A 20,179-nucleotide genomic window follows, 5' to 3' on the forward strand; every position below is an offset into this window, starting at 1 on the left:
CTGGTGCATCAGCATGTTGTGGTCGAGTTCGCTGTCGACCCACCGCTTGACGAAACCCCCGATATCGCTGAAGTCGCAGACCATGCCCAGTTCGTCCAGTTTACTGCTCTCCAGACGAATCACCGCAGTGGCGTTGTGGCCATGCAGATAACGGCACTTGCCTTTGTGGTTGAGCAGGCGGTGCCCGTAGCAGAAATGGATCTCTTTGGTGACGGTGTACATGTCAGCGCTGTCTTGATCTGAAAGAGGCTGGAGTATAAGGCCTGATTTATCTGCCCGCTACTGTGGACACCTGGAAACCGTTAAAGAAAATCGGGAATTCAGCGCTATATTTAAAGGGGCTAGGAGGTTTTCTGAGCCCCTGTAATCCTGGCCGATAACATTTGGGAGAGATGGCATGAGTTCGGACCACCGTTTTTTGATGATCGCGGATGAGGCGGTCGACCATCTGGAGCGCTTGATGAAGCGTTTTCCACATCTTGCGTCGGAACATGTGCAGGATGCAGTGGAAAGCTGGCAAAAAAGAGGGAGCGGAGGGATTGAGATGGTCATGCCTGGGGCAGAAGCCGATCCTGATGAGGCACTGGCGGAATCGGCAATCGCGCTCATCCAGGACCACATGGTGGAGGATGTCATGGACCGACTCGCTGAGGAGAACGATGTTGAAATGGACTATGACCGGCTGATCTGTCTTGTGGGCAAGGATCGCTACATCGGCTCTTTGCGCCGGGAAATCATTGAGTTGAGAGCAAATTCTGTTTCGATGGAACAGATGGCTGAGTTGTGGAACAGCATGGGCAAGCCAGCCCTTGGTCAGGAGCAGTGGACAGCCAGAACCATCTCGCTACTGCTGGGATGATTTGATTTGCCCGATTGTTCAGCTACAGGACGCTACCCATCTCCATCCAGGTGCCGTCCCTCCGTATTGGTGTAAATCAGATTGGATAATGGCCGAGCAAAACGTTACAGCGTAGCTTTTGGTCATTACAATAGCTGGGATATCAACGATTATTCATCCACCACGAAAGCCCGGAGTGGAACCTCAACCAATATGGAATCCCAAATAATTACCCGCTGGTCAGATTTTGATCAGCTCAAGGAAGACTGGGGTGCGCTGTTGAAAAACTCCTGGGCGGACACGGTTTTTCTTACCTGGGACTGGATCCAGGCCTGGCGGGAGGCGGTCCATGAGGCGGTGGAACCCTTTGTCGTTGTGGTGAGAGACGACAAGGGTGATCTCGTGGGTTTGGCCCCCTTTTATATGGCGGAGTTGCGGCTGCTGAATCTGGTCTCCTTCAAGACGCTTCGGATCATGGCGGACTATGCCACCGGCGCGGAGTACCCTGACTGGATTGTGTTTCGGCCTGTGGAAAAAGAGGCGGTGCAGGCGATTGTCAGTGCACTGCTGGAGGCCAAAGGGAGGTGGGACACCATCTGGATGCCGCACATGACCGGTTGGACCGGCAACATTGAGAACATCAGTAGCGCCTGTCAGACTGGCGGCTTACCCCATCGTTACAGAGCCACCCGCTTCGGCTACTTTGACCTGCCTGAGACGATGGCGCAGTTCGAAGCACATTTCTTTGGCGAAAGAGTGCAGGATTTGCGCGGCGAACGGTCTGCGCTTCTTTGCAGAGAAGGCGTGGAGATCACCCGTTGTAACAACAAAGCGGATCTGCCGGGACTTCTGGAGGCGTTATTTGAGTTGCATGATCGACGCTGGCGCCTGGCGGGTGGTGCAGGGCGCAAACCCTACGAAGCGGAATTCTACCGTCTGTTTGTGCAGCGGGTTTTCGATGAAGGTTTGCTCAGGCTCGCGGCGATAACAGATGATGGGAAGATAGAAGCGATCCAGATCGGTTCTATCTACAACAACCACTATCTTCTGCTTCAGGAGGCCTTAAATCCCGACGCTGTGCCGGGGGTGGGAGAGGTATTGCGCACCCTCGTCATCGAGGATTGTATTAATGCCGGGGTCAAAGGTTACGATTTTCTGATGGGTGCTGACGAGGAAAAACGTCGTTGGGGGGCAAAGGAGAGGAGTGGCTACGATCTGTTTATCGGCTCCCCCAATCTCAAGGCCCGTTTGCTGTTCAGTAAAGAGATCTGGCCGACTGGCCGATTTCTTACGCAATCCGGGTAGAACCAAACAACCATACCTATCCCTTTGAATGTAGGCCGGATCAAGCGCAGCGGATCCGGCATGAGTTGTTCCCAGCATTTTGCCTGATCCGCTACGCTTGATCAGGCCTACGGTCTTCTTGAGGCTTGCCTAGGCCAATCTCTTCGGTTACAAAGGGTGTTCGGCCAATGGAGAACGCCATGAGTCTGAGCCTCGCCCACTACTCCCGAATTACCGAGATCGTTGGTGACATCATCAAGGTACAGGTTCCGGAGATGGGATCGGGCCAGGATATCTGTTTTGGGGATCTTGCGATGGTGGAGGATCGGGATGAGAGTCGCTCTCTTGCCCAGATCATCAGCATGCAGGACGATCTGGTCAGCCTACAGCTTTTTAACGGCACCAAAGGGGTCTCAACGGCATCCACCGTACGCTTTCTCGGTCACCCGATGGAGACGACCTACTCCAGCAATATCCTCGGCCGGATCTTTCGTGGTACCGGTGAGCCCATCGATGGGGGTCCCTCTCTGGCCCATGATCCGCGGGTGGCGATTGGCGGACCCTCGGTCAATCCCATGCGGCGGGTGTTGGCCTCGAAGATGATCCGCACCGATGTGCCGATGATCGATGTCTTTAACTCCCTGGTGGAGAGCCAGAAGATCCCGATCTTCTCCGTCTCCGGTGAGCCCTACAACCGCTTCCTGTCGCGGGTCGGTATCCAGGCCGATGCCGATATCGTGGTCTTTGGCGGCATGGGGCTGATTTTTGACGACTATCACTTCTTTCGCACCGCCTTCGAGGATGCCGGCGTTTTCGCCCGCACCGTGATGTACGTCAATCAGGCATCCGACCCTATCGTAGAAAGGCTGCTGATCCCCGATATGGCGCTGGCTGTCGCGGAACGTTTTGCGGTTGAGGAGGGCAAGCGGGTGCTGGTGCTGCTCACCGACATGACCGCTTTTGCCGATGCGCTGAAAGAGGTGGGCATCGCCATGGACCAGGTGCCCTCCAATCGGGGTTACATGGGGGATCTCTACTCCCAGTTGGCGCGGCGTTATGAGAAGGCCTGCGACTACGCCCAAGGCGGCTCCGTCACCATTCTCTCGGTCACCACCATGCCCGGTGGTGATGTGACCCACCCGGTGCCCGACAACACCGGCTACATCACTGAGGGGCAGTTCTACCTGCACAATGGTGTGCTCGATCCCTTCGGCTCACTCTCGCGCCTGAAACAGCACGTGATCGGCAAAGAGACCCGTGAGGATCATGGTCAGATCATGAATACCATGATCCGGTTCTATTCGGAGGCGAAGGACGCCGAGCAGAAGCAGGCGATGGCCTTTGAACTCTCCGCGTTCGACCATAAACTGCTTAAATTCGGCAAACTCTTTAAGGCGCGCTTCATGGATATCGGTGTCTCCATGCCGCTTGAGGAGGCGCTGGATCTCTGCTGGCAGACCCTGGCAGAGTGCTTCGAGGCGACGGAGCTGTTGATGAAGCAGAGGCTGATCGAACGCTATTTTCCGCACAATGAAAAGCCTGGAGCCTCTCACTAGATGACCCGGCTCGCGCTCAATAAATCATCACTGACCCGGCAGAATCAGCTGCTCAAAGGCTATCGTGATTTTCTGCCGTCACTGGATATGAAACGTAAACAACTGCTGGCGGAACAGGCGAAGGCCAGAGCAATGCGTTCGTCCGAACAGTCGCAACTGGATGCGGTCTCGCCCTGGATCAATGAACAGCTGCCGATGCTTGCCTATCAGGCAATCAGTCTTGAAGGACTCGTATCGATTGCCGGGGTCAGTTTGGGTGAAGAAAACGTCATGGGAGTGCGCCTTCCCCTCCTTGAAAGTGTAGAGTTTCAGTTGGCTGATTATCCTTTGTTGGCCAGGCCCCACTGGGTCGACCCTTTGGTGGAGAAACTCAAGCAGGCCTTGGAGATGCGTCTGCGAATGCAGGTTGCGGAACAGCGACTGAAACTGCTGGAAGCGGAGGTGCGCACCATCACCCAGCGGGTCAACCTGTTCGACAAGGTGTTGATCCCCCGTGCCCGCGAACAGATCAGAAAGATCCGTATCTATCTGGCGGATGAGGCGCGGGCCGGAGTGGTACGGGCCAAGTTGGCAAAGCGCAAAAAACAGGCAGAAGGTGGTTTGCGATGACCATCCTCGCGCTACGTAAAGTCACGCTTGCCGGACTTGCTCAAGACCGTAAAGTGATGCTTTCGGAGCTGCAGAGAATGGGGTGTCTGCACCTGATACCCTTGCGGCCAAAACTTGCGGCAGACCCGGACAGAACGCCGAGCGCGCCAGCTGAAGAGGCCTATAAAGCGTTGCGCTGGATCAGCGATGTGGCGGAGAAGCGCCAGCAGGTAAAGGATAAAGAGACTTTTGATTTCGATGGAGTGGTGCGGTTGGCGCTGGGCAATAGGCAGCGTCTGCGTGAAGCCGAGGATGAGAAGGCGTTCCTGCAACGCCGTATCCATGAGCTGACCCCCTGGGGCGATTTTACGCTGCCCGATTCCGCTTACTCCGGCGGTTATCTCTATTGGTTCTATCAACTGCCGCTGCACGAGCGGGGAAGGCTGGCCGAACTGGATCTGCCCTGGCAGGAGGTCCATCGGGACAATCGCTTTACCTATGTGGTGGTGATTGCCCGGGAGGAGCCGGATGCAGGTCTGCTGCCTGTACCCAGAACCCATACAGGGGCGGTCTCTCTGAGTCAGTTGCATGCGCGATTGAATGAAACCGAGGTGCTACTCGAAGATCTGCATGCCGAACATACTGCATTGAGCCGCTGGATCTTTCTGCTCAGCCAGAATCTTGCCCACGCGGAGGACCGTTCCGCCCTGGTGGAGGCGGATCAGGGCATCTGGCTGCAGGATGGCGTCTGTCTGGTTCAAGGATGGCTGGCTGAGCGTGAATTGCCGCGGCTGCAGGAGTTTGCAACAGCGCTGGGGCTGGCGCTGACCGCAGAGAAGCCGCTGCCGGAGGAGCGACCGCCCACCCTGTTGGAGAATCCATCGCCGGTGGATGGGGGGCAGGATCTGGTGAGTTTCTACCAGACCCCCAACTACCATGAATGGGATCCCTCACGCATTGTCTTCTTCTCATTCGCGCTCTTTTTCGCCATGATATTGGCTGATGCCGGTTATGCGGTGATTCTCGGGTTGATCCTGGCGCGTTACTGGAAACGTTTGGAGCGGTCGGCAGAGGGACGGCGCTTGCGTATCTTGTCGGTGGTGGTTTTGGCGGCCTCCTTTCTCTACGGGGTGTTGGTGGGCAGCTACTTTGGTATCGAGCCTTCCCCCGGCACACTTGTGGCACGGTTGAAGCTGTTGGATCTCAATGACTTCGACAGCATGATGAGACTCTCTATTGCCATCGGTTGTCTGCACCTGTTGATGGCTAATCTGGTGGTGGCGTTGAGGTTGCGTCCCTTTCCGCACAATGCGCGGCCGATCGGTTGGAGTCTGGCCATCGTGGGTGGATTCGCCGTCTATCTCGGTAGTACAGAGGGCATGCAGGGCTTGATTACTACGGGCTATCTTTTGTTGAGCCTGGGTCTGTTGCTGGTGATGCTGTTCGCCAGTAACCGCAGGGTGAGTGACTGGAAGTCGGCGCTGCTGCGCCTGTTGGATGGTCTGGGGGGCTTGGCTCAGGTCACCAAGATGTTCGGTGATGTGCTCAGCTACCTGCGTCTCTTTGCCCTGGGGCTGGCCAGTGCCTCCCTGGCGCTCACCTTCAACGACCTGGCGATGCAGGTCAAGACAGCGCTGCCCGGTCCGGGCCTGCTGCTGGCGATTCTGATACTGTTTCTTGGCCACAGCATCAACTTGGGGTTGGGCATCATCAGTGGCTTCGTACACGGACTGCGCCTCAACTTCATCGAGTTTTTCAACTGGGGGATGTCCGATGAGGGATACCCCTTTCGCGCCTTCGCCAAAAAGGAGATCGAACCATGAATGAGTTTGTAATGGCGCTGGGTTGGGTCGGAATCTACGGCCCAATGGCGCTAGGCGCTATCGGCAGCGTGATCGGCTGTTCCCTGGCGGGACAGGCGGCTATTGGCGCGATGATAGAGACGGAGAGTGGTCATGGCCGCTATGTCGGTATATCGGCCATGCCGTCGTCCCAGGTGATCTACGGCATTGTGGTGATGTTTACGCTTAATCGTACCGTGACCCCTGAAGCGGCGGCAGGCATGTTTGGTATCGGGCTGCTTTGTGGTCTGGCGCTGATGTTCAGTGCGATCTATCAGGGCCGAAGTTGTGCCGCGGCCATTAACGCGGCAAAGGCCAAGCCTGAGATATTCGGTCTCTCCCTGGCGCCGGCGGCGATCGTGGAGGGTTTTGCGGTTTTTGCCTTTGTTTTCGCTTTGGTGCTCAGCGCCGATCTGCCTGGGGTGAAGTAGCAATGGCAAAAGATAACAGTGCACTACAGGTCTCTTCCGGCGTTGAGGCGCTGATAGAGCGCCTGCATGACGAAGGTGTTGCGGCAGGGCGGGAGCGGGCCGAGAAGATCGTCGCCGATGCGGAACATCAGGCTGCCTGGATCGTGGAACAGGCCGAGTTGGAGGCAGAGGCGCTGAAAAAGGCGGCACGGGAGCATGCCGGGCAAACCCAAAAGGCGCTGCAGGAGTCGCTGTCGGTGGCGGTGCGTGATGCCATTTTGTCATTGAAGTCCACCCTCAGCGCCCGTTTTGCCGCTGAGGTGCAGCGGGCGGTCGGCCGGGAGATGAGCCGAGAACAGATGCTGCAACGGCTGATTCTGGAGGTGGCCGGACGGGCGAAGGAGCAGATCGACGAGACGGAACCGATGCAGATACTGCTGCCACGGGATGCTGTGGGTCTTGAAGAGCTGCGCAAGGATCCCGAGGTTCTGCGGGCCAATCCGCTGACCGAATTGAGCGGACTGATCACCAAAGAGATGCTACGGGAAGGGGTGACCTTTATCGAGGCGGATGATGGCATGCCGGGAATCCGCCTCTCTATTCGAGGTGATGCCATCAAGCTGGATGTCACAGAGGCTGCGGTGACAGAACTCCTTCTGGCCCATCTGCAACCCCGTTTCCGGGCGCTGGTGGAAGGCATCGTCCGTTGACTATTTGGCACAATTCAACGTAGGTCGGGTTAGTCGCGCAACATGACAAGACCAAAATACGGCACTGCACCTTGAGCGACGTAACCCGACAAACCGCTGTTGGGTTACGATGCGCGCGAAGCTTGGTGGAAAAGCGATAATTTGGGGCAATGCGCATCTAACCCAACCTACAAATATGCACAATTTAATATGTCCAGAGACGCCTACATCACCCTGATTACCAGTCTGCCCCATGCGGGACAACTCTTTGCCGTGTCTCAGACACCGATCTCACGCATCCAGCTTGAAGCACGGTTGAGTTTTCTGACGCCGGAAGATGCCACGCAATTGCAGGCTATTGAAGGGCTGCTGTGGTGGTCCTCTCATACCCATGAAACGAGTGATGCTGAAATTACTTTGGAGACGAAACGGCTGCTCGAGGCACTGAAAAACGAGTGGTTGCGGCAGCTGATCCGTCAACGTATGGAATTCAGAACGCTGGTAGCGGCGTTGCGGCGGCGCAGGCGTGGAGAGTCGGCGCCGGATCTTCATACGGAGTGGGGTTTTGGCCGTTGGCTGGGTGTGATCCACCGAAACTGGGGTGAACCTGGCTTCAGCCTGGAACGCGCTTTCCCCTGGGTGCTGGAGGCGAACCGGCTGTTACGGGAGGAGGACCACCTGGGGCTGGAGCGGCTCCTGCTGGGAGAGCAGTGGCGCACGCTGGATCAACAGGGTGAGGGACACTATTTTGATTTTGAGGCGGTGGTGGCCTATGTATTGAAATGGGGCATCATGGATCGCTGGTCCAGCTATCATGGCGCAGGGGCTGTGCGGCGTTTTGAAAACGTATTGGACGATGCAGTAGGAGAGTATGCGCAGATGTTTGCGTGAATGCAGGGTCTTTTTGTGATGTTTCTTCGTTTGGATCTATATTTGGAAGATGACTGACGAGTTGCTACATAGGGCGAGAGTGTTTGCCGTTGAGGCGCACGGAGCGCAGCGCTATGGCGATAAACCCTATATCTACCATCTGGATCAGGTGGTCGGGCTTGTCGAGTCCTTTGGGAATGATGCCCAGATCATAGGCTATCTGCACGACGTGGTTGAAGATACACCGGTGAACCGTCTCGAAGTGGCGGAGGTGTTTGGCCACTTTGTTGGCGCCTGCGTGGAGATTGTAACCGACGAGCCTGGACGTACCCGGGGGGAGCGGAAGCGCAAAACCAATCAGAAGATGCGCCGGGTGAGCGGTAGCCATGAGCTGGCGCTCGTGGTGAAGGCGGCGGACAGGCTGGCAAACGTCACTGTCTGTTTAACGGAGCAAGACAGTACGCGGCTGGATATGTATCTCCGGGAGCAGGCCGTTTTCAGATCAGCCGTCTACCGTAAAGGGCTGTGTGATGATATCTGGTCTCGCCTCAACGAATGCCTCAGGGGCCTCTGAATAAGTCTGGGCCGTTCAGATTGTGAGATGAAATGCGCTGATTTGAGGCGGGAATCGCACGTAATAGCAAGCTATTGCGAAGATTTCCAACGAAGAAGCAGTGCATTTCAGCCGCAAACTGTAGGTCTATGACTTGTTCAGAGGCTCCTTAGGGCATGATCGGGTTCAAGATACCCATTGGCCGGGAGATCTGACGCACATTGCTGCGCATAACCCCCACTCCATCGGTAATCTGGATGAAGCGCAGTTCGATGTTGCTCATGCCGCCATCCAAGTGGCTCATATCCCGTTCAATAAGCACCATCTCATCCGCCATGGCGCCCATGGACTCGCGCACCGATGGCATCAATTCTCCCATAGACTCCGTGTGGCTATAGATTTCGTCCATGTGGGCCATATGCTTATCGATTAATTCAACCTTGGCAGTGACAGAGTGCATGCTTTTGCTGACGCCCTGCAGATTGGTGTGCATGGAGTCCATGCTGTTGACGATGCCGTTCAGATCCTCCCACAGGATGCTGATGTAGTAGACATTGAATATCGCCACGATCATCAGGAACGCAGCAACGGCATAGAGAAAGAGGTTCGTGATGCGGAAGTGGTGGTGCCGTTCATCGATATGAATCTGGGTCTCACGTCCGAGACGCCCGATCACCTCCACCATTAATCGTTTGGGATCTTCTGCCATTTTCTTATTCCAAATAAGGAGAAATCCGGGTTAGGGAAGAGGGAACATCCTGTTCATTGACCGGGCTGGTTGGCCCATGCGGTGCATGTCATGTCCCATATTCTGGATATCAAAATTCATCTTGTCGATGGCTGTTGAGATATAAGTGATGTTTCCGTCCACGGATTGGACATGTTGCTGGATGCCTTTGAGTGTGCCGCGCATACGCCGGAGATCGACAGTGATGGTACCCATCTCCCGATCCATCGTCTCCGTCTGGCGGGTGATTCCGCCAAGCAGACTGACCCGCTTTTCCATGGACGTGATGTAAGTGTCGATATTTACCATCTGTGCGGAGACGGAGGTGAAGTTATGATTCATGTCACCTACCACCGCAGAGATACGGGTGATCTGTGATGACAGTGTCAGCAGCAGGATCAGAATGGAGATGGCGATGAGGCCGAGAATGATAAGCCCAGTCCGGATACTGTAGTTGAGCCGGTCACCGAGAATGTTTTTAATCTCGATCTGGCTGACGATGATGGCTTCAAACGAGGTGACGGCACGCACCAACTGCTCGTCGGTTACGGCCTCTTGCGTGCTTTTGATAGCGGTTTTGTCCTGCTCGGCCATGCGACCGGTCTCCAAACGGGGTAACGGGAAAATGCTAACTTAATCCGCTTGGAATTAGAAGGATTATTACCGACTATCAAACTATTTCTGATGGGGGATTTGCGGGCGGGAGAGTAAAAACTCCGGCGCCGTGAAGGCGTCGGAGTTTTTGCCGTGGGGTGGTTTAGTGGTTGACCGTGGTCAGCCCCAGGCTTACCCAGGACTGCATGCCGCCGCGATACCACTTCAGCTTGTAGGCCGGATAACCCAGTCTGACCAAGGTCTTGACATTAACCGCTGACTGTGGGCACCAAGCCCCGTTGCAGAAGAATGCCAGGGTCTTGGCGTTACGGAAATCCCAACTGCCGTTTCTCAGTTTTGCGCCGAATGTATCCTGCAAAATACCATGCAAGGTGTCTGCTTCAGCATCGATTGCGAAGGTGCCTTCAACGTCGACGTTGATCTTGTTCCAGGGAATATTGGTTGAGCCTGGAATGGTGCCGCGAGCTATCCATTCAGGGGTGCGGGAGTCGATCACCAGTACGGTGCGGTCTCCGTTGGCAACCCGCTTCAGGTAACCCAGAACCTCCAGTTCACCCAGGGTTTCAATGCCCTGGCCCAACGGCATCGGCTGGATGCAGAAAGGTGGGCAGTGGCGGGAGACCTTGTTGTAGGCCTTGGGAACCGTGGCGTTTTTATCGCTGCTTCTTTCGATAGTGACGCTCTTTCCCTGGTGTATCACGTCAACGGACCGCAGTGTCGAAGTGATATTGTTGCCATGGTCAGCCATCGTTGCTCCAGAGAGCGCAATTCCGCCAACCAGAGCGAGTCTTATCAATGCCTTGGCATATTTCATTATGAACTTCCTCCTGATAGGAAAGTCGTGATCAATATTTGAGGTACGAAGGCATCTTCAGATCTTTCTGCGCGACTGCCTGTTTGTATCCCATTTCGCTCTGTGACTTTGCCTTTGCCGCAAGTTTTTTGGCAGTTTTATAGTCACCCTTTGCCAGTGCGGCCTTGGCTTTTTTCAGCATCTTGCCGACGTCACGCCATTCGCCTTCCACTGAGGCGGCTCTCTTGCGCGCCTTATCGGCGACGGCGATCATTTTTTCGACCTTGGCGGCTTCGGGGTTGGAGGCTTTCGCCGCACCTGCCGCCTGGACAGTGCCCAACCCGCCGAAGAGCAGTACAGCCAGGATCATTACATAACCAATCAATTTGTTTTGCATAGTGTACTCCGGATCTCTCTGTTTCCTGATTATTTCCGTGCGCCCGGGCCGTTCAGCTCGAGACCGTTGCTCATGTAGGTGAGGAAATATTCAAGGTTACGGTACTGTTCACCCTGTGCCTTGAAGGGCTTGGCTCGTACCTGTTTGTTGCATCCGGTGATGCGGCGATGCAAGGTGCCCACGGTGCCCCATTTGGAGCGATAGACCGGAAAGTGGGTGGTGTGACCCAGTGCCGGGCCGAGTGTATCAGCGCGAATGTTCATGCCGGCGTTCTGCAGATGACAGTTGGCGCAGGAGAAGTTCAACTGACCGCGGCGGGTATAGTAGAACTTTTTGCCTTTCTCGTAGGCCGCAAGCGCGCGAGGATCATCTTTCGGGATGATTACGTTGGTCTTCTGGCCGCGTGATTCATAGGCGATGTAGGAGAGGATGTCGTTGATGGAGCCCTTTTTATACTTCAGAGGCTTCTCCCCGTTGGCCTCACGACATTTGTTGAGGGCCAGGGCCAGGGTGATGACCATGCCATTCTTTTTGTCCCAGAGGGGATATATGCCCGCGATGGCAGGTCCGTCAGCAAAACAGTCCTTGTAGGTTTTTCCGTTGGCAAAGGGCTTTTCCCACATTGCCTGGCCTTCATCGATGAAAGGCTCGTAAGGTGGGAACTCTTCGATGGCTTCCCAGTTTTCACGTCCGATCGGGTCGATGGCATAGACGCCGTTGCCGTACTCTTCCATTGCTACATTGGCAAAGCGGTTCTTATAAAAATTCTGGAAGGCTTCCCGATCTGCCTCCGGGGATGCCTGTGCAGATGCGGCAATACCGCCGGCAACGGCCAGCATCGCAATCTTTTTCAGTAGGTGTTTCATGATCTGATTAATCTCCAACCAATAGGGTTCGGTGGCTTAAGAGTGGATCGCTCACAGGGACCAGACGAACTCAACGACTTTGTTGATTTCGGCGTCTGAGAGGATCTTGTGCCGGCCGAACGGCGGCATAGAGGTTTCCGGGTTTTTTACGGTGGCATCCGCAATCTGGGCCTTGAGTTCCGCTTTGCTTTTAAAACGGGACTGCATAGCGCCCAGCGGTGGGGCAATATTGCCTGCCGCTTGGCCGCCTGCAATCATGTGGCAGGCCAGGCAGTTGCCTTTTTTACGGGTAAAGGCGAGTTTCTTGCCCTCCTCGATCATGCTGGGGCCTGCTGCCGAAGCAACGGGAGCCAGCGCCAGTTGTCCGGTCAGCAGTACGCCGGCACTGGCCATTCCAAGCAGTTTAGTGCTTATCGTCATTACATCCTCCAGTCTTGGTGGAACGAATAGTGTCCGGTATCCCGCATTCATCACAGGGTGAGTGGAATAGAAGAGGAACCGGAAATTGAGTAGTCGTTGTCTCTAATGGACAATCAAACATGACTGTAGTGATTGTGACGTGGAAAAGGAAGTGAGGAAAGTGGAATAATCAGGAAATCGTATAGCGGTTTACCTTAATAAATTTCCTTATTTGTCGCTTAGTTAGGTTGTGCTCATAAAAATTTAGAGGCTGATGTGTTTGATTTAACCCGGAAGTATTGCAGATGAAGTTGTTCAGTTTTCGGAACTTCCGCATCCTGGGTCTGCTGATCCTGTTGGCTACAGTGGCTATTTATACTCACGGCCAGCGCCTGGATTCAACTGACTGGCTCGATCCGCTGGAGGTGATGATCTTTCCCATCAATGGTGATGGGGATCCGGGAACAGCCGTTTATATCGCGGGACTGACCGATGCGGATTTTGCACCCATCGACAGATTCACCGGACGTCATGGTGAAAAGTACGACTTGCTGGCTGATCCACCGACCCTTACTCGTATTGGCCCCATGGTATCTGCCGTGCCTCCCGAACCTCCTGAAATTGGAGCGAAGGTGTTGAGCAGTGTCTTCTGGAGTCTGAGAATGCGTTATTGGGCCTGGAAGCATACTCCGGATGATGTTTCAAACCGGGAGCGGGTAAGGATTTTCGTGCGTTATCAACAGCAAAATGGCGGAGTGCCTTTGATGCATTCACTTGGTTTGCAGAAAGGGTTGCTGGGCCTTGTGTATGCTTATGCTGATGAGTCTCAGAACGCGAGGAACAACCTCGTGATAACCCATGAGTTGCTGCACACAGTGGGCGCCACCGATAAATATGGCCCAGGTGGTGTGCCGCTATTTCCTGATGGTTACGCCGAACCCGGTAGAAAGCCTCTATTTCCACAGCGCCGTTGTGAAATCATGGCTGGACGGGTGATGTTGTCCGCAGACGTGGTGGAGATGGCGTCAGGCCTGCGGCAGTGTCTGGTGGGAGAGACGACAGCGCGGGAGATCGGTTGGATTGAGGGTGGTTAAGGCGTCTTGCTCTGGGTTGCACCCTCGAAACCTGGTTCGGTTGATGAAAGTGCCTCGTTGCTCTTTTCGCGTTCTGTTTTGATCGAATAGAGGTCAGTGCCGAACCTTCTGGAGCCAAAGAGCAGAGAGGGGTTGTTGCGATGTCGGTCGATAAGGCGGCTGTTGGAACCGAAAGCGTAGCGTAGTCCCAGAAAGATATACTCGTGGTCCTTCTTCCCCATCGCCGCCGATCCCAGTAGGGTCAGGCCCGGCATGGCGTCGGCAGCAGGTTGCACTTCAAAGCCCAAGTGCCCCACTGGCTCGCCGTTGATCTGTGCTGCACCACCCTGAATAGAGAGGATCTCGAATGGGTAGAGGCCGATGTCGGCAAAGAGGTTGAATTGATTGTCCACATCCCCGGTCTGATACTCCACCCCTCCGCTGAGGGTGGTAATGGAGTTGTACCACTTTCCGTCCAAGCCAAACCGGTTGACGTTAGCCTCGCCCCATTGGAGGGTGGAGGCGCTGGCATCGAGCAGACCCTGCTGCGGGTCGCTCCAGAAGACGTGTCCGCCAAGTCCGGTTACGCTGTCGTCTTCGAAGTTTCCCAGGGTTCTGTCGATCTGCAACGAATAGGAGCCGGAAAGGGGAAGGTTGTAGTCTTCCATGAGAAGATTGGCGTTGTTCGGAGTGAGCAAACTGCTCACATTGTCGCCCACTCCATCCCGGTTGAGAGAGGAATCATCGGCCATCGCAATTGCCGTGACCATGAGGAGGGTCAGGATGCATAGTAGTCGATGGTTTAATCCGGTTTTCACGCTCATTACCCTATCACTGTTACATTGATGCTGCCTTGGTATTCCTCGAAAAAATGCTGATTTCAGCGACTGAATTGCTTCCCGCAAGCAGCCTTTGAGTCTCAAGTGTAGCAGTCAAAATTGAGTCAGTTAGTGAACGGGGTCGTCAATTGGGAAGATTTCAGGGGAAGAGTAAGGTTTCTGTTTGAGCCGTGATCGGAAATGCTGCCGTGTATGGGCGGATAAAACCCGAGGCGTCTATATTGTGGCTGGAAAATCCGCGCTTGTGGCAGTACCTTATAGCACTGGCCCGGAATACGGTTCGTTGCCAACCTGTGAGTTATTGTCGAAAAATGGGATCTCAGACATGACCGATGCCGACAAACTGGCCGAGGTGGTTGCCGTCCAGGAGGACATAATCACCATCGAGGTGCCGGAAACCGGTGGCCAGCCGCTGGTGAAGAATGAAGTGATCTATGTCCTGCCGCCCCGGCAGGTAGAAGGTCGGCAGGAGCGCCTCAAGGCCGAGGTGTTGCGGGTCGAGGGACGCCGTGCAGTGGCGCAGGTCTTCGAGAGCACCCGGGCTGTCGGCATTGGTGATCCCGTGGAGCAGTCCGGCAGGATGCTTTCGGTCACCCTGGGGCCGGGCCTGTTGGGGCAGGTCTACGATGGTCTGCAGAACCCCCTTGAAGGTCTCGCCATCAATTTCGGTAACTTTCTGCCCCGCGGCGTGGACCTCCCAGCCTTGGATCAGACCTCCCACTGGTCCTTCGTGCCCTGTGTGGAGACTGGCGCGGTGCTGCGTCCCGGCGATACCCTTGGCACAGTGCAGGAGGGACGCTTTACCCACAAGATCATGGTGCCGTTCGGTGAACGGGACGAGGTGACGGTGAGTTGGATTCAGCAGGGGACCTTCACCGTGGATATTCCGGTGGCGCGTATCCGGGACCAAAAGGGCCGGGAGCGAGCGGTCACTTTGGCGCAGGAGTGGCCGGTGCGCCGGGCGCTGCCTGAGCGGCTTACCCGGCGCGGCAGCAGCAAACGGCTCTTTCCCAATGAGCCTTTGATCACCGGGCAGCGTCTGATCGACACCTTCTTCCCCATCGCCCGTGGCGGCACCGCCTGCATTCCCGGTCCATTCGGCGCCGGGAAGACGGTTCTGCAGAGCCTCATCTCCCGTTTTTCGGCAGTGGACGTGGTGATCGTGGTGGCCTGTGGAGAGCGGGCCGGCGAGGTGGTGGAGACCCTCTCGGAATTCCCCAAGATGAACGATTCCCGCACCGGTGGCTCTTTGATGGATCGCACCATCATCATCTGCAATACCTCTTCCATGCCTGTAGCGGCGCGGGAGGCATCGATCTATACCGGCATCACCCTGGGGGAATACTATCGGCAGATGGGGTTCGATGTGCTGCTGATCGCCGACTCCACCTCCCGTTGGGCTCAGGCGATGCGCGAGACTTCGGGCCGCATGGAGGAGATCCCGGGTGAGGAGGCCTTTCCCGCCTATCTCGATTCATCCGTGCGGGGCATCTACGAGCGGGCCGGCATGATGCAGACCAACGACGGCTCGGTGGGCAGTCTGACCATGATCGGCACCGTCTCACCGGCCGGTGGCAACTTCGAGGAGCCGGTTACCCAGTCGACCCTGGGCACCGTCAAATGTTTTCTCGGTCTGAGTGCGGAACGGGCCTACAAACGATTCTATCCGGCTGTCGATCCCCTGCTCTCCTGGTCCCGTTACCATGAGCAGCTTCGCTCCTGGTATGAGTCGAATATAGCGCCAGGATGGAGCGACCGGGTGGCGGAGATGACCGATCTCCTGGCAAAGGGGGAGCGTGTCACCCAGATGATGCAGGTGACTGGCGAGGAGGGTATTACCCTGGAGGATTTTGTCTGGCAGCAGAAGGCCCTTTTCCTCGATATGGTTTTCCTGCAGCAGGATGCGTTCGACAAGGTGGATTCCAATTCCACTCTGGAGCGCCAGGCCGAGATATTCAATCGGGTCTATGAGATCGTCTCTAACACCTATGCCTTCACCGACAAGGATGAAACGCGCAGCCATTTCACCCGTTTGACCGGCTTGTTCAAGAACCTGAACTATGCCGGTCAAGATGAACCCCAGTATGGGGAGTACATGAAACAGATTGCTGATTTGACTGATGAAAAGGCGGTTTTGTCCATTGAAGTGGCGTGATGTTGGCTGGAACGCTCAATCACCAGCAATAATGGTGCGCAGGTTGCACCCTGCGTTCTGTCATCTCGACCGCAGCCGTAGCCCGGATGGAGCTTGCGTAATCCGGGAACAGACTATGAATTAGCCACTTATCTTCCTGGATTCCGCTACGCTTCATCCCGGCTACAATTATTCATTCGTTCCCGGACGGACACTGCTTAGTGCGGTTCAAGATATCTCCCTGCGGTTGAGATGACAAAAATGATATTTGTAGACCGTCTCCAACATATCGCTTTGAAAAAGTACTGGTAGTTGCTATGCCCTGGTTGTATCCGATTGTTGCACTTCTCTTTCTCTCCGCGTGTGGTCAGGTGCCGCGTTCGCAAATGGAAACGCCGGACCTCACGCCGCTCTTCGCAGAGATGCTGGAAACAACGAAAAACCAACCCCCGGTCGATTACCGACAGCAGGTCAAACCGATCCTGGAGCAGCGCTGTGTGGTCTGTCACGGCTGTTAGCGCTTAAAAGTGTGGATCCCATCATGCCGGTGTACTTTATTGCTGAAAATGAAAACGCCAACTTTGACCATCTTAGGGTCAAAATTGGGGTCAGCATACAAATAGACAAGCGTGTAAGCCAACTCCAAACCGGCAGTCCGTATGAGCTGAAGCTAATGGGATGGATCGAATGTGAAAACGATAAATCGCTTGAAGATAAACTACACACAAAGTACAAGAAAAAGCATGCACATCGCGAATGGTTCAATTTAAGTGCTAGTGATGTATTAGAAGAACTTAGACAACACTTAACTCATGCGTATATAGCTGTAAACGACAACGCATTCGAGGTTGTCTCTCTAGATCAAGATGGCCTCCCCGAGTATGTAGGTGCGTGGCAGTGGACGGATATCGAGCATGAAGAATTCTGCCCACAATGTGGTTGGGGTGGTGGTTTAAGCTACAACGAAAACTACGGTGGTGATCGTTGCTTAAAATGCGGAATAATAGGTGATCTATGATAAAGAAAGTGGTCTTATTTTTGGTTCTTACTATTTGGATCGTGTTTGTATCTCTGAGCGCTAATATATTTTATTCCCCAGATACCTTTAAACAACATGAGCTTGTGTTTGAATGTATGACACATGCTAGAGATAAAAAGAAAATTGACCCAAACCAGTTTGTTCACACATTCATATATCCAACAGGTGGCTACTATGAAGTGCTGCTCTCGATGCCATTCAGTAAGCCAAGCGGTTTTATTACTTGTAATTTTGATCGAGATGGAAAGTTGAATTTTATTATGTAGTTATGCGTATCGAAAGAGAAATGGAAGCATGCGTATTGCATTGCGCTAACAAGTAGCTCCACCGGACAAAATACTCGCTGCGCTCGCATTTTTCTGGTGAGCTAGGCGTTACGACGCCCCCTGTCAGCTCAAACTGAGCGCCTATGAAGGACTGGCAAGAGGCGGTAGTAAGCAGGAGGTCTATGACGGTACCCGGTTGATCTCCACCAATCTCACCCGGCTCTATATGGATTTTCTGCGCATGGACGGCGAATTCAACTTTCTCATGCTGCTCCCCAGGGAGGTGCGCAGGGAACAGTGGGACTACTGGTATCGCGGCGCTCATGACAAGGTCAAGGCGTTCGTCGACGAGCGCCATATCAATTTTGATCAGGACACCGGAGTCAGCTACCAGACGGATAACCCCAAGTCAGAGCTGTTCGGCATGCTGAAGGAGTATCTTGGTGAGGCAAACGCATCCCGCTATCGATTGGACAAGGCGCGTGATGGATTGGAAGTCACGACGCAGATGGAACGGTTGCAGCACCTGGGCGGGCTAACGGCATCACTACTGCCCCAGGTCAGTTTCATGGAGATTAGGTTGCATGAAGGGGAGAGCCGCTACTACACCCTGATCCACAACAATGCTCACAGCAACATCACCCACATTTTCAAAGAGGAGAAGGCGCGACTGCCGGAAGAGGATACCCTGGCGGTGGTGCCGGGGTTCATCGGTGCCTACCCCAACAGCTTTCTCAGGATCGATCGTGCGGAACTGCCACTCTTCATCGACCAGGTTGAAGCGTTAAGCAACGAGGCCGACTACAGTGACCTGCTTGACCGGTTCGGCATCAGACGTACCAGTGACAGCTTTTGGGACTTCAGTGACCGGCTGCATACCGCTTACAGAAAGACCGCGCCCGTTGAGTCCGGGCTGTTTGATTACAACCGGTTGGATAATCGATAGGCCTGATCAGATCTCCATTCGTCCCTTGCCTGCCGCAAGCATCAGCGCATGCGTAAAGCTTACGGTTCTCTGCCGATCACCTGTCCTTTGGGGATCCTGTCGGCGATAGTCCGGCCCAACTGCTCCAGGTCTCCGTAGCCCTCCAGGCGTATGCCCCGGTTGCTCTTCAGCTTCAGCTGGATATGCTGAAGCTCTCCCTTACGGCGGTAGAAGGTGAGCATGGTGACATCCTTCACATCCAGTACTGATCTCTCACCATTGGTCCAGAATAAGACCTTATCCCCATCTATCTCGATCCGGTGACCCCTGACCAGGCGAAGGTAGCGGTTGTAGCGGTAGTAGTTGATGAGATTGCCGAGAATGACAAAGGCGGCCACGGACCATAACAGTACGTCATCATAGGTTTTGGGATACCGCATATGCCCGGCAACGATGGCGGTAACCAGCAGCAGACTGAAAAAGGCGCCCAACAGGATATTTTTCTTGCGAACCTGAAGCGATGTTTCACTGACGGTATAGTTCATAACTCAAGTTTCGGAGGTCGTGGTGGTTGGCATGGGGTGTGGCTTCTCTAGATGCGACGAACGTAGGGTGCAACCCGCGCACCAGGATTGCTCATTCCGGTGCGCACAGCACATCCTACCAGATGTTCATGAAATGAATTGAATGTCATCCTCTTTTTCGGGTGGCTTGAGCTCCGGGGTTTATTACCCTGACCGGCGCGAAATTTTGCTGGATTCTTCTGCCCTTGGCAACTGCTCCATGCCGCTTTCGTTGAACCCGGGCTGTTCGATCTAGACTGACTCTGCTACAGGAAATAGCACCGTGTGATCCAGCTCCAATCCTACGGAGAGGCTCTCTCCCAGCGAAAAATTATCCCGTCCGTGGGTGATGTAGAGGATCTCAGCGCCGCTCTGTAATCGCAATCGATAGAGGATATCCGCGCCACGGAACGCCTTGCCGACCACTTGTGTGGTCACGCCATCAGGTTGACGAACCACATCGTCGGGTCGCAGCAGTATCTCCATGTTGCCGGTATGCGCAGCCTCAGTGCCGACCTCCGGTAATGGTCCCAGCTCACTGATCAGTCTGCCCCGGTTGTCCCGCACCACAGGCAGCAGAGCACCCTGACCGATAAAGCCTGCCACGAAGCGGTCTGCCGGGGTGTGATAGAGGTTGAAGGCGGTGTCCCACTGCTGGATCAGACCGGACTGCATCACCGCGATCCGATCCGCCATGGCGAAGGCCTCATGCTGATCGTGGGTGACCAGGAGCGCGGTGGTGCCCTCCCGCTTCAGTATCTCCCGCACCTCTCTTGCCAGGCTCTCCCTCAGGTCCACATCCATGCTGGAGAAGGGTTCATCCATCAGCAACAGTGTCGGCTCCGGCGCCAGCGCCCGGGCGAGGGCGATGCGCTGCTGCTGCCCGCCGGAGAGTTGGTGGGGAAAGAGATCGG

Annotated in this window: 24 protein-coding genes; 14 read left to right on the plus strand and 10 right to left on the minus strand. The window is 54.9% G+C overall.

The annotated features are described in order from the left end of the window. Positions 1–222, minus strand: a 222-nt coding sequence (locus G9Q73_RS13175) for a 6-pyruvoyl trahydropterin synthase family protein (protein WP_177420179.1), incomplete at its 3' end; no start/stop codon positions are given. Positions 223–397: 175 nt separating this feature from the next. Between G9Q73_RS13175 and G9Q73_RS13180 the strand changes: the two genes are divergently transcribed. The 9 genes from G9Q73_RS13180 (at position 398) to G9Q73_RS13220 (ending at position 8,650) form a co-directional block, all read left to right on the plus strand. Then, positions 398–859: a hypothetical protein gene (locus G9Q73_RS13180; RefSeq protein ID WP_177420180.1), complete on the plus strand. Its 462-nt coding sequence runs from the start codon at positions 398–400 to the stop codon at positions 857–859. 192 nt (positions 860–1,051) lie between these two features. Further along, complete coding sequence (locus tag G9Q73_RS13185; RefSeq protein ID WP_177420181.1) at positions 1,052–2,143, plus strand: GNAT family N-acetyltransferase; 1,092 nt, start codon at positions 1,052–1,054, stop codon at positions 2,141–2,143. A 179-nt stretch (positions 2,144–2,322) separates the two neighbouring features. Further along, the gene (locus G9Q73_RS13190) at positions 2,323–3,678 is read left to right on the plus strand and encodes a V-type ATP synthase subunit B (RefSeq protein ID WP_177420182.1); all 1,356 of its coding nucleotides are present in this window, start codon (positions 2,323–2,325) and stop codon (positions 3,676–3,678) included. Then, positions 3,679–4,287 carry a V-type ATP synthase subunit D gene (locus G9Q73_RS13195; RefSeq protein WP_177420183.1) on the plus strand — a complete coding sequence of 203 codons (609 nt, stop codon included), beginning with the start codon at positions 3,679–3,681 and terminating at the stop codon, positions 4,285–4,287. It begins immediately after the preceding gene. Then, a complete protein-coding gene (locus G9Q73_RS13200) occupies positions 4,284–6,089 on the plus strand; it encodes a V-type ATP synthase subunit I (protein ID WP_177420184.1) in 1,806 nt (601 codons plus the stop codon). The genes G9Q73_RS13195 and G9Q73_RS13200 overlap by 4 nt, the downstream gene beginning before the upstream one ends. Continuing rightward, a complete protein-coding gene (locus tag G9Q73_RS13205) occupies positions 6,086–6,538 on the plus strand; it encodes an ATP synthase subunit C (protein WP_177420185.1) in 453 nt (150 codons plus the stop codon). The genes G9Q73_RS13200 and G9Q73_RS13205 overlap by 4 nt, the downstream gene beginning before the upstream one ends. Positions 6,539–6,540: 2 nt before the next feature. Beyond that, positions 6,541–7,227 carry a hypothetical protein gene (locus tag G9Q73_RS13210; protein ID WP_177420186.1) on the plus strand — a complete coding sequence of 229 codons (687 nt, stop codon included), beginning with the start codon at positions 6,541–6,543 and terminating at the stop codon, positions 7,225–7,227. 189 nt (positions 7,228–7,416) lie between these two features. Beyond that, the gene (locus tag G9Q73_RS13215; RefSeq protein ID WP_177420187.1) at positions 7,417–8,097 is read left to right on the plus strand and encodes a hypothetical protein; all 681 of its coding nucleotides are present in this window, start codon (positions 7,417–7,419) and stop codon (positions 8,095–8,097) included. A gap of 49 nt (positions 8,098–8,146) precedes the next feature. Continuing rightward, positions 8,147–8,650 (plus strand): HD domain-containing protein, encoded by a 504-nt coding sequence (locus G9Q73_RS13220; RefSeq protein WP_177420188.1) that lies wholly within the window; start codon positions 8,147–8,149, stop codon positions 8,648–8,650. A gap of 148 nt (positions 8,651–8,798) precedes the next feature. Here the strand turns inward: G9Q73_RS13220 and G9Q73_RS13225 are convergent, their stop codons facing one another. From G9Q73_RS13225 to soxX, 6 genes are all read right to left on the minus strand, one after another. Continuing rightward, positions 8,799–9,338, minus strand: coding sequence for a translation initiation factor 2 (locus tag G9Q73_RS13225; RefSeq protein ID WP_177420189.1), 540 nt, complete (start codon positions 9,336–9,338; stop codon positions 8,799–8,801). A 30-nt stretch (positions 9,339–9,368) separates the two neighbouring features. Beyond that, positions 9,369–9,950 carry a translation initiation factor 2 gene (locus G9Q73_RS13230; RefSeq protein ID WP_177420190.1) on the minus strand — a complete coding sequence of 194 codons (582 nt, stop codon included), beginning with the start codon at positions 9,948–9,950 and terminating at the stop codon, positions 9,369–9,371. A gap of 163 nt (positions 9,951–10,113) precedes the next feature. Then, positions 10,114–10,785: a rhodanese-like domain-containing protein gene (locus G9Q73_RS13235; protein ID WP_177420191.1), complete on the minus strand. Its 672-nt coding sequence runs from the start codon at positions 10,783–10,785 to the stop codon at positions 10,114–10,116. Between the two features lie 31 nt (positions 10,786–10,816). Then, complete coding sequence (locus tag G9Q73_RS13240; protein WP_177420192.1) at positions 10,817–11,161, minus strand: SoxXA-binding protein; 345 nt, start codon at positions 11,159–11,161, stop codon at positions 10,817–10,819. A gap of 29 nt (positions 11,162–11,190) precedes the next feature. Beyond that, the gene (gene soxA, locus G9Q73_RS13245; protein ID WP_177420193.1) at positions 11,191–12,027 is read right to left on the minus strand and encodes a sulfur oxidation c-type cytochrome SoxA; all 837 of its coding nucleotides are present in this window, start codon (positions 12,025–12,027) and stop codon (positions 11,191–11,193) included. Positions 12,028–12,078: 51 nt separating this feature from the next. After that, positions 12,079–12,447, minus strand: a complete 369-nt coding sequence (soxX, locus tag G9Q73_RS13250; protein WP_177420194.1) for a sulfur oxidation c-type cytochrome SoxX — start codon at positions 12,445–12,447, stop codon at positions 12,079–12,081. Between the two features lie 284 nt (positions 12,448–12,731). On the opposite strand from soxX, the gene G9Q73_RS13255 reads away from it, so the two are divergent. Beyond that, positions 12,732–13,520 (plus strand): hypothetical protein, encoded by a 789-nt coding sequence (locus G9Q73_RS13255; protein ID WP_177420195.1) that lies wholly within the window; start codon positions 12,732–12,734, stop codon positions 13,518–13,520. Here G9Q73_RS13255 and G9Q73_RS13260 read toward each other — a convergent pair. Then, entirely contained in the window at positions 13,517–14,323 is an 807-nt protein-coding gene (locus tag G9Q73_RS13260) for a hypothetical protein (protein WP_177420196.1), read from the minus strand. The genes G9Q73_RS13255 and G9Q73_RS13260 overlap by 4 nt on opposite strands. A 340-nt stretch (positions 14,324–14,663) precedes the next feature. On the opposite strand from G9Q73_RS13260, the gene G9Q73_RS13265 reads away from it, so the two are divergent. The 4 genes from G9Q73_RS13265 to G9Q73_RS13280 all read left to right on the plus strand — a co-directional run bounded on the left by G9Q73_RS13265 (position 14,664) and on the right by G9Q73_RS13280 (position 18,723). Further along, positions 14,664–16,493: a V-type ATP synthase subunit A gene (locus tag G9Q73_RS13265; protein ID WP_177420197.1), complete on the plus strand. Its 1,830-nt coding sequence runs from the start codon at positions 14,664–14,666 to the stop codon at positions 16,491–16,493. A 296-nt stretch (positions 16,494–16,789) separates the two neighbouring features. Next, positions 16,790–16,990, plus strand: a complete 201-nt coding sequence (locus tag G9Q73_RS13270; protein WP_177420198.1) for a hypothetical protein — start codon at positions 16,790–16,792, stop codon at positions 16,988–16,990. Positions 16,991–17,013: 23 nt separating this feature from the next. Then, positions 17,014–17,490, plus strand: coding sequence for a GIY-YIG nuclease family protein (locus tag G9Q73_RS13275; RefSeq protein WP_177420199.1), 477 nt, complete (start codon positions 17,014–17,016; stop codon positions 17,488–17,490). Positions 17,491–17,973: 483 nt separating this feature from the next. Continuing rightward, on the plus strand, positions 17,974–18,723 hold the full coding sequence (locus tag G9Q73_RS13280; protein WP_177420200.1) for a fatty acid cis/trans isomerase: 750 nt from the start codon (positions 17,974–17,976) through the stop codon (positions 18,721–18,723). A 59-nt stretch (positions 18,724–18,782) separates the two neighbouring features. On the opposite strand, the gene G9Q73_RS13285 is transcribed toward G9Q73_RS13280, so the two are convergent. After that, positions 18,783–19,247 carry a hypothetical protein gene (locus G9Q73_RS13285; RefSeq protein ID WP_177420201.1) on the minus strand — a complete coding sequence of 155 codons (465 nt, stop codon included), beginning with the start codon at positions 19,245–19,247 and terminating at the stop codon, positions 18,783–18,785. A 270-nt stretch (positions 19,248–19,517) separates the two neighbouring features. After that, a partial coding sequence (locus tag G9Q73_RS13290; RefSeq protein WP_177420202.1) for an ABC transporter ATP-binding protein occupies positions 19,518–20,179 on the minus strand: 662 nt, incomplete at its 5' end.

Origin of the sequence: endosymbiont of Lamellibrachia barhami, from assembly GCF_011947365.2 — a bacterium.
Lineage (GTDB): Bacteria > Pseudomonadota > Gammaproteobacteria > Chromatiales > Chromatiaceae > QGON01.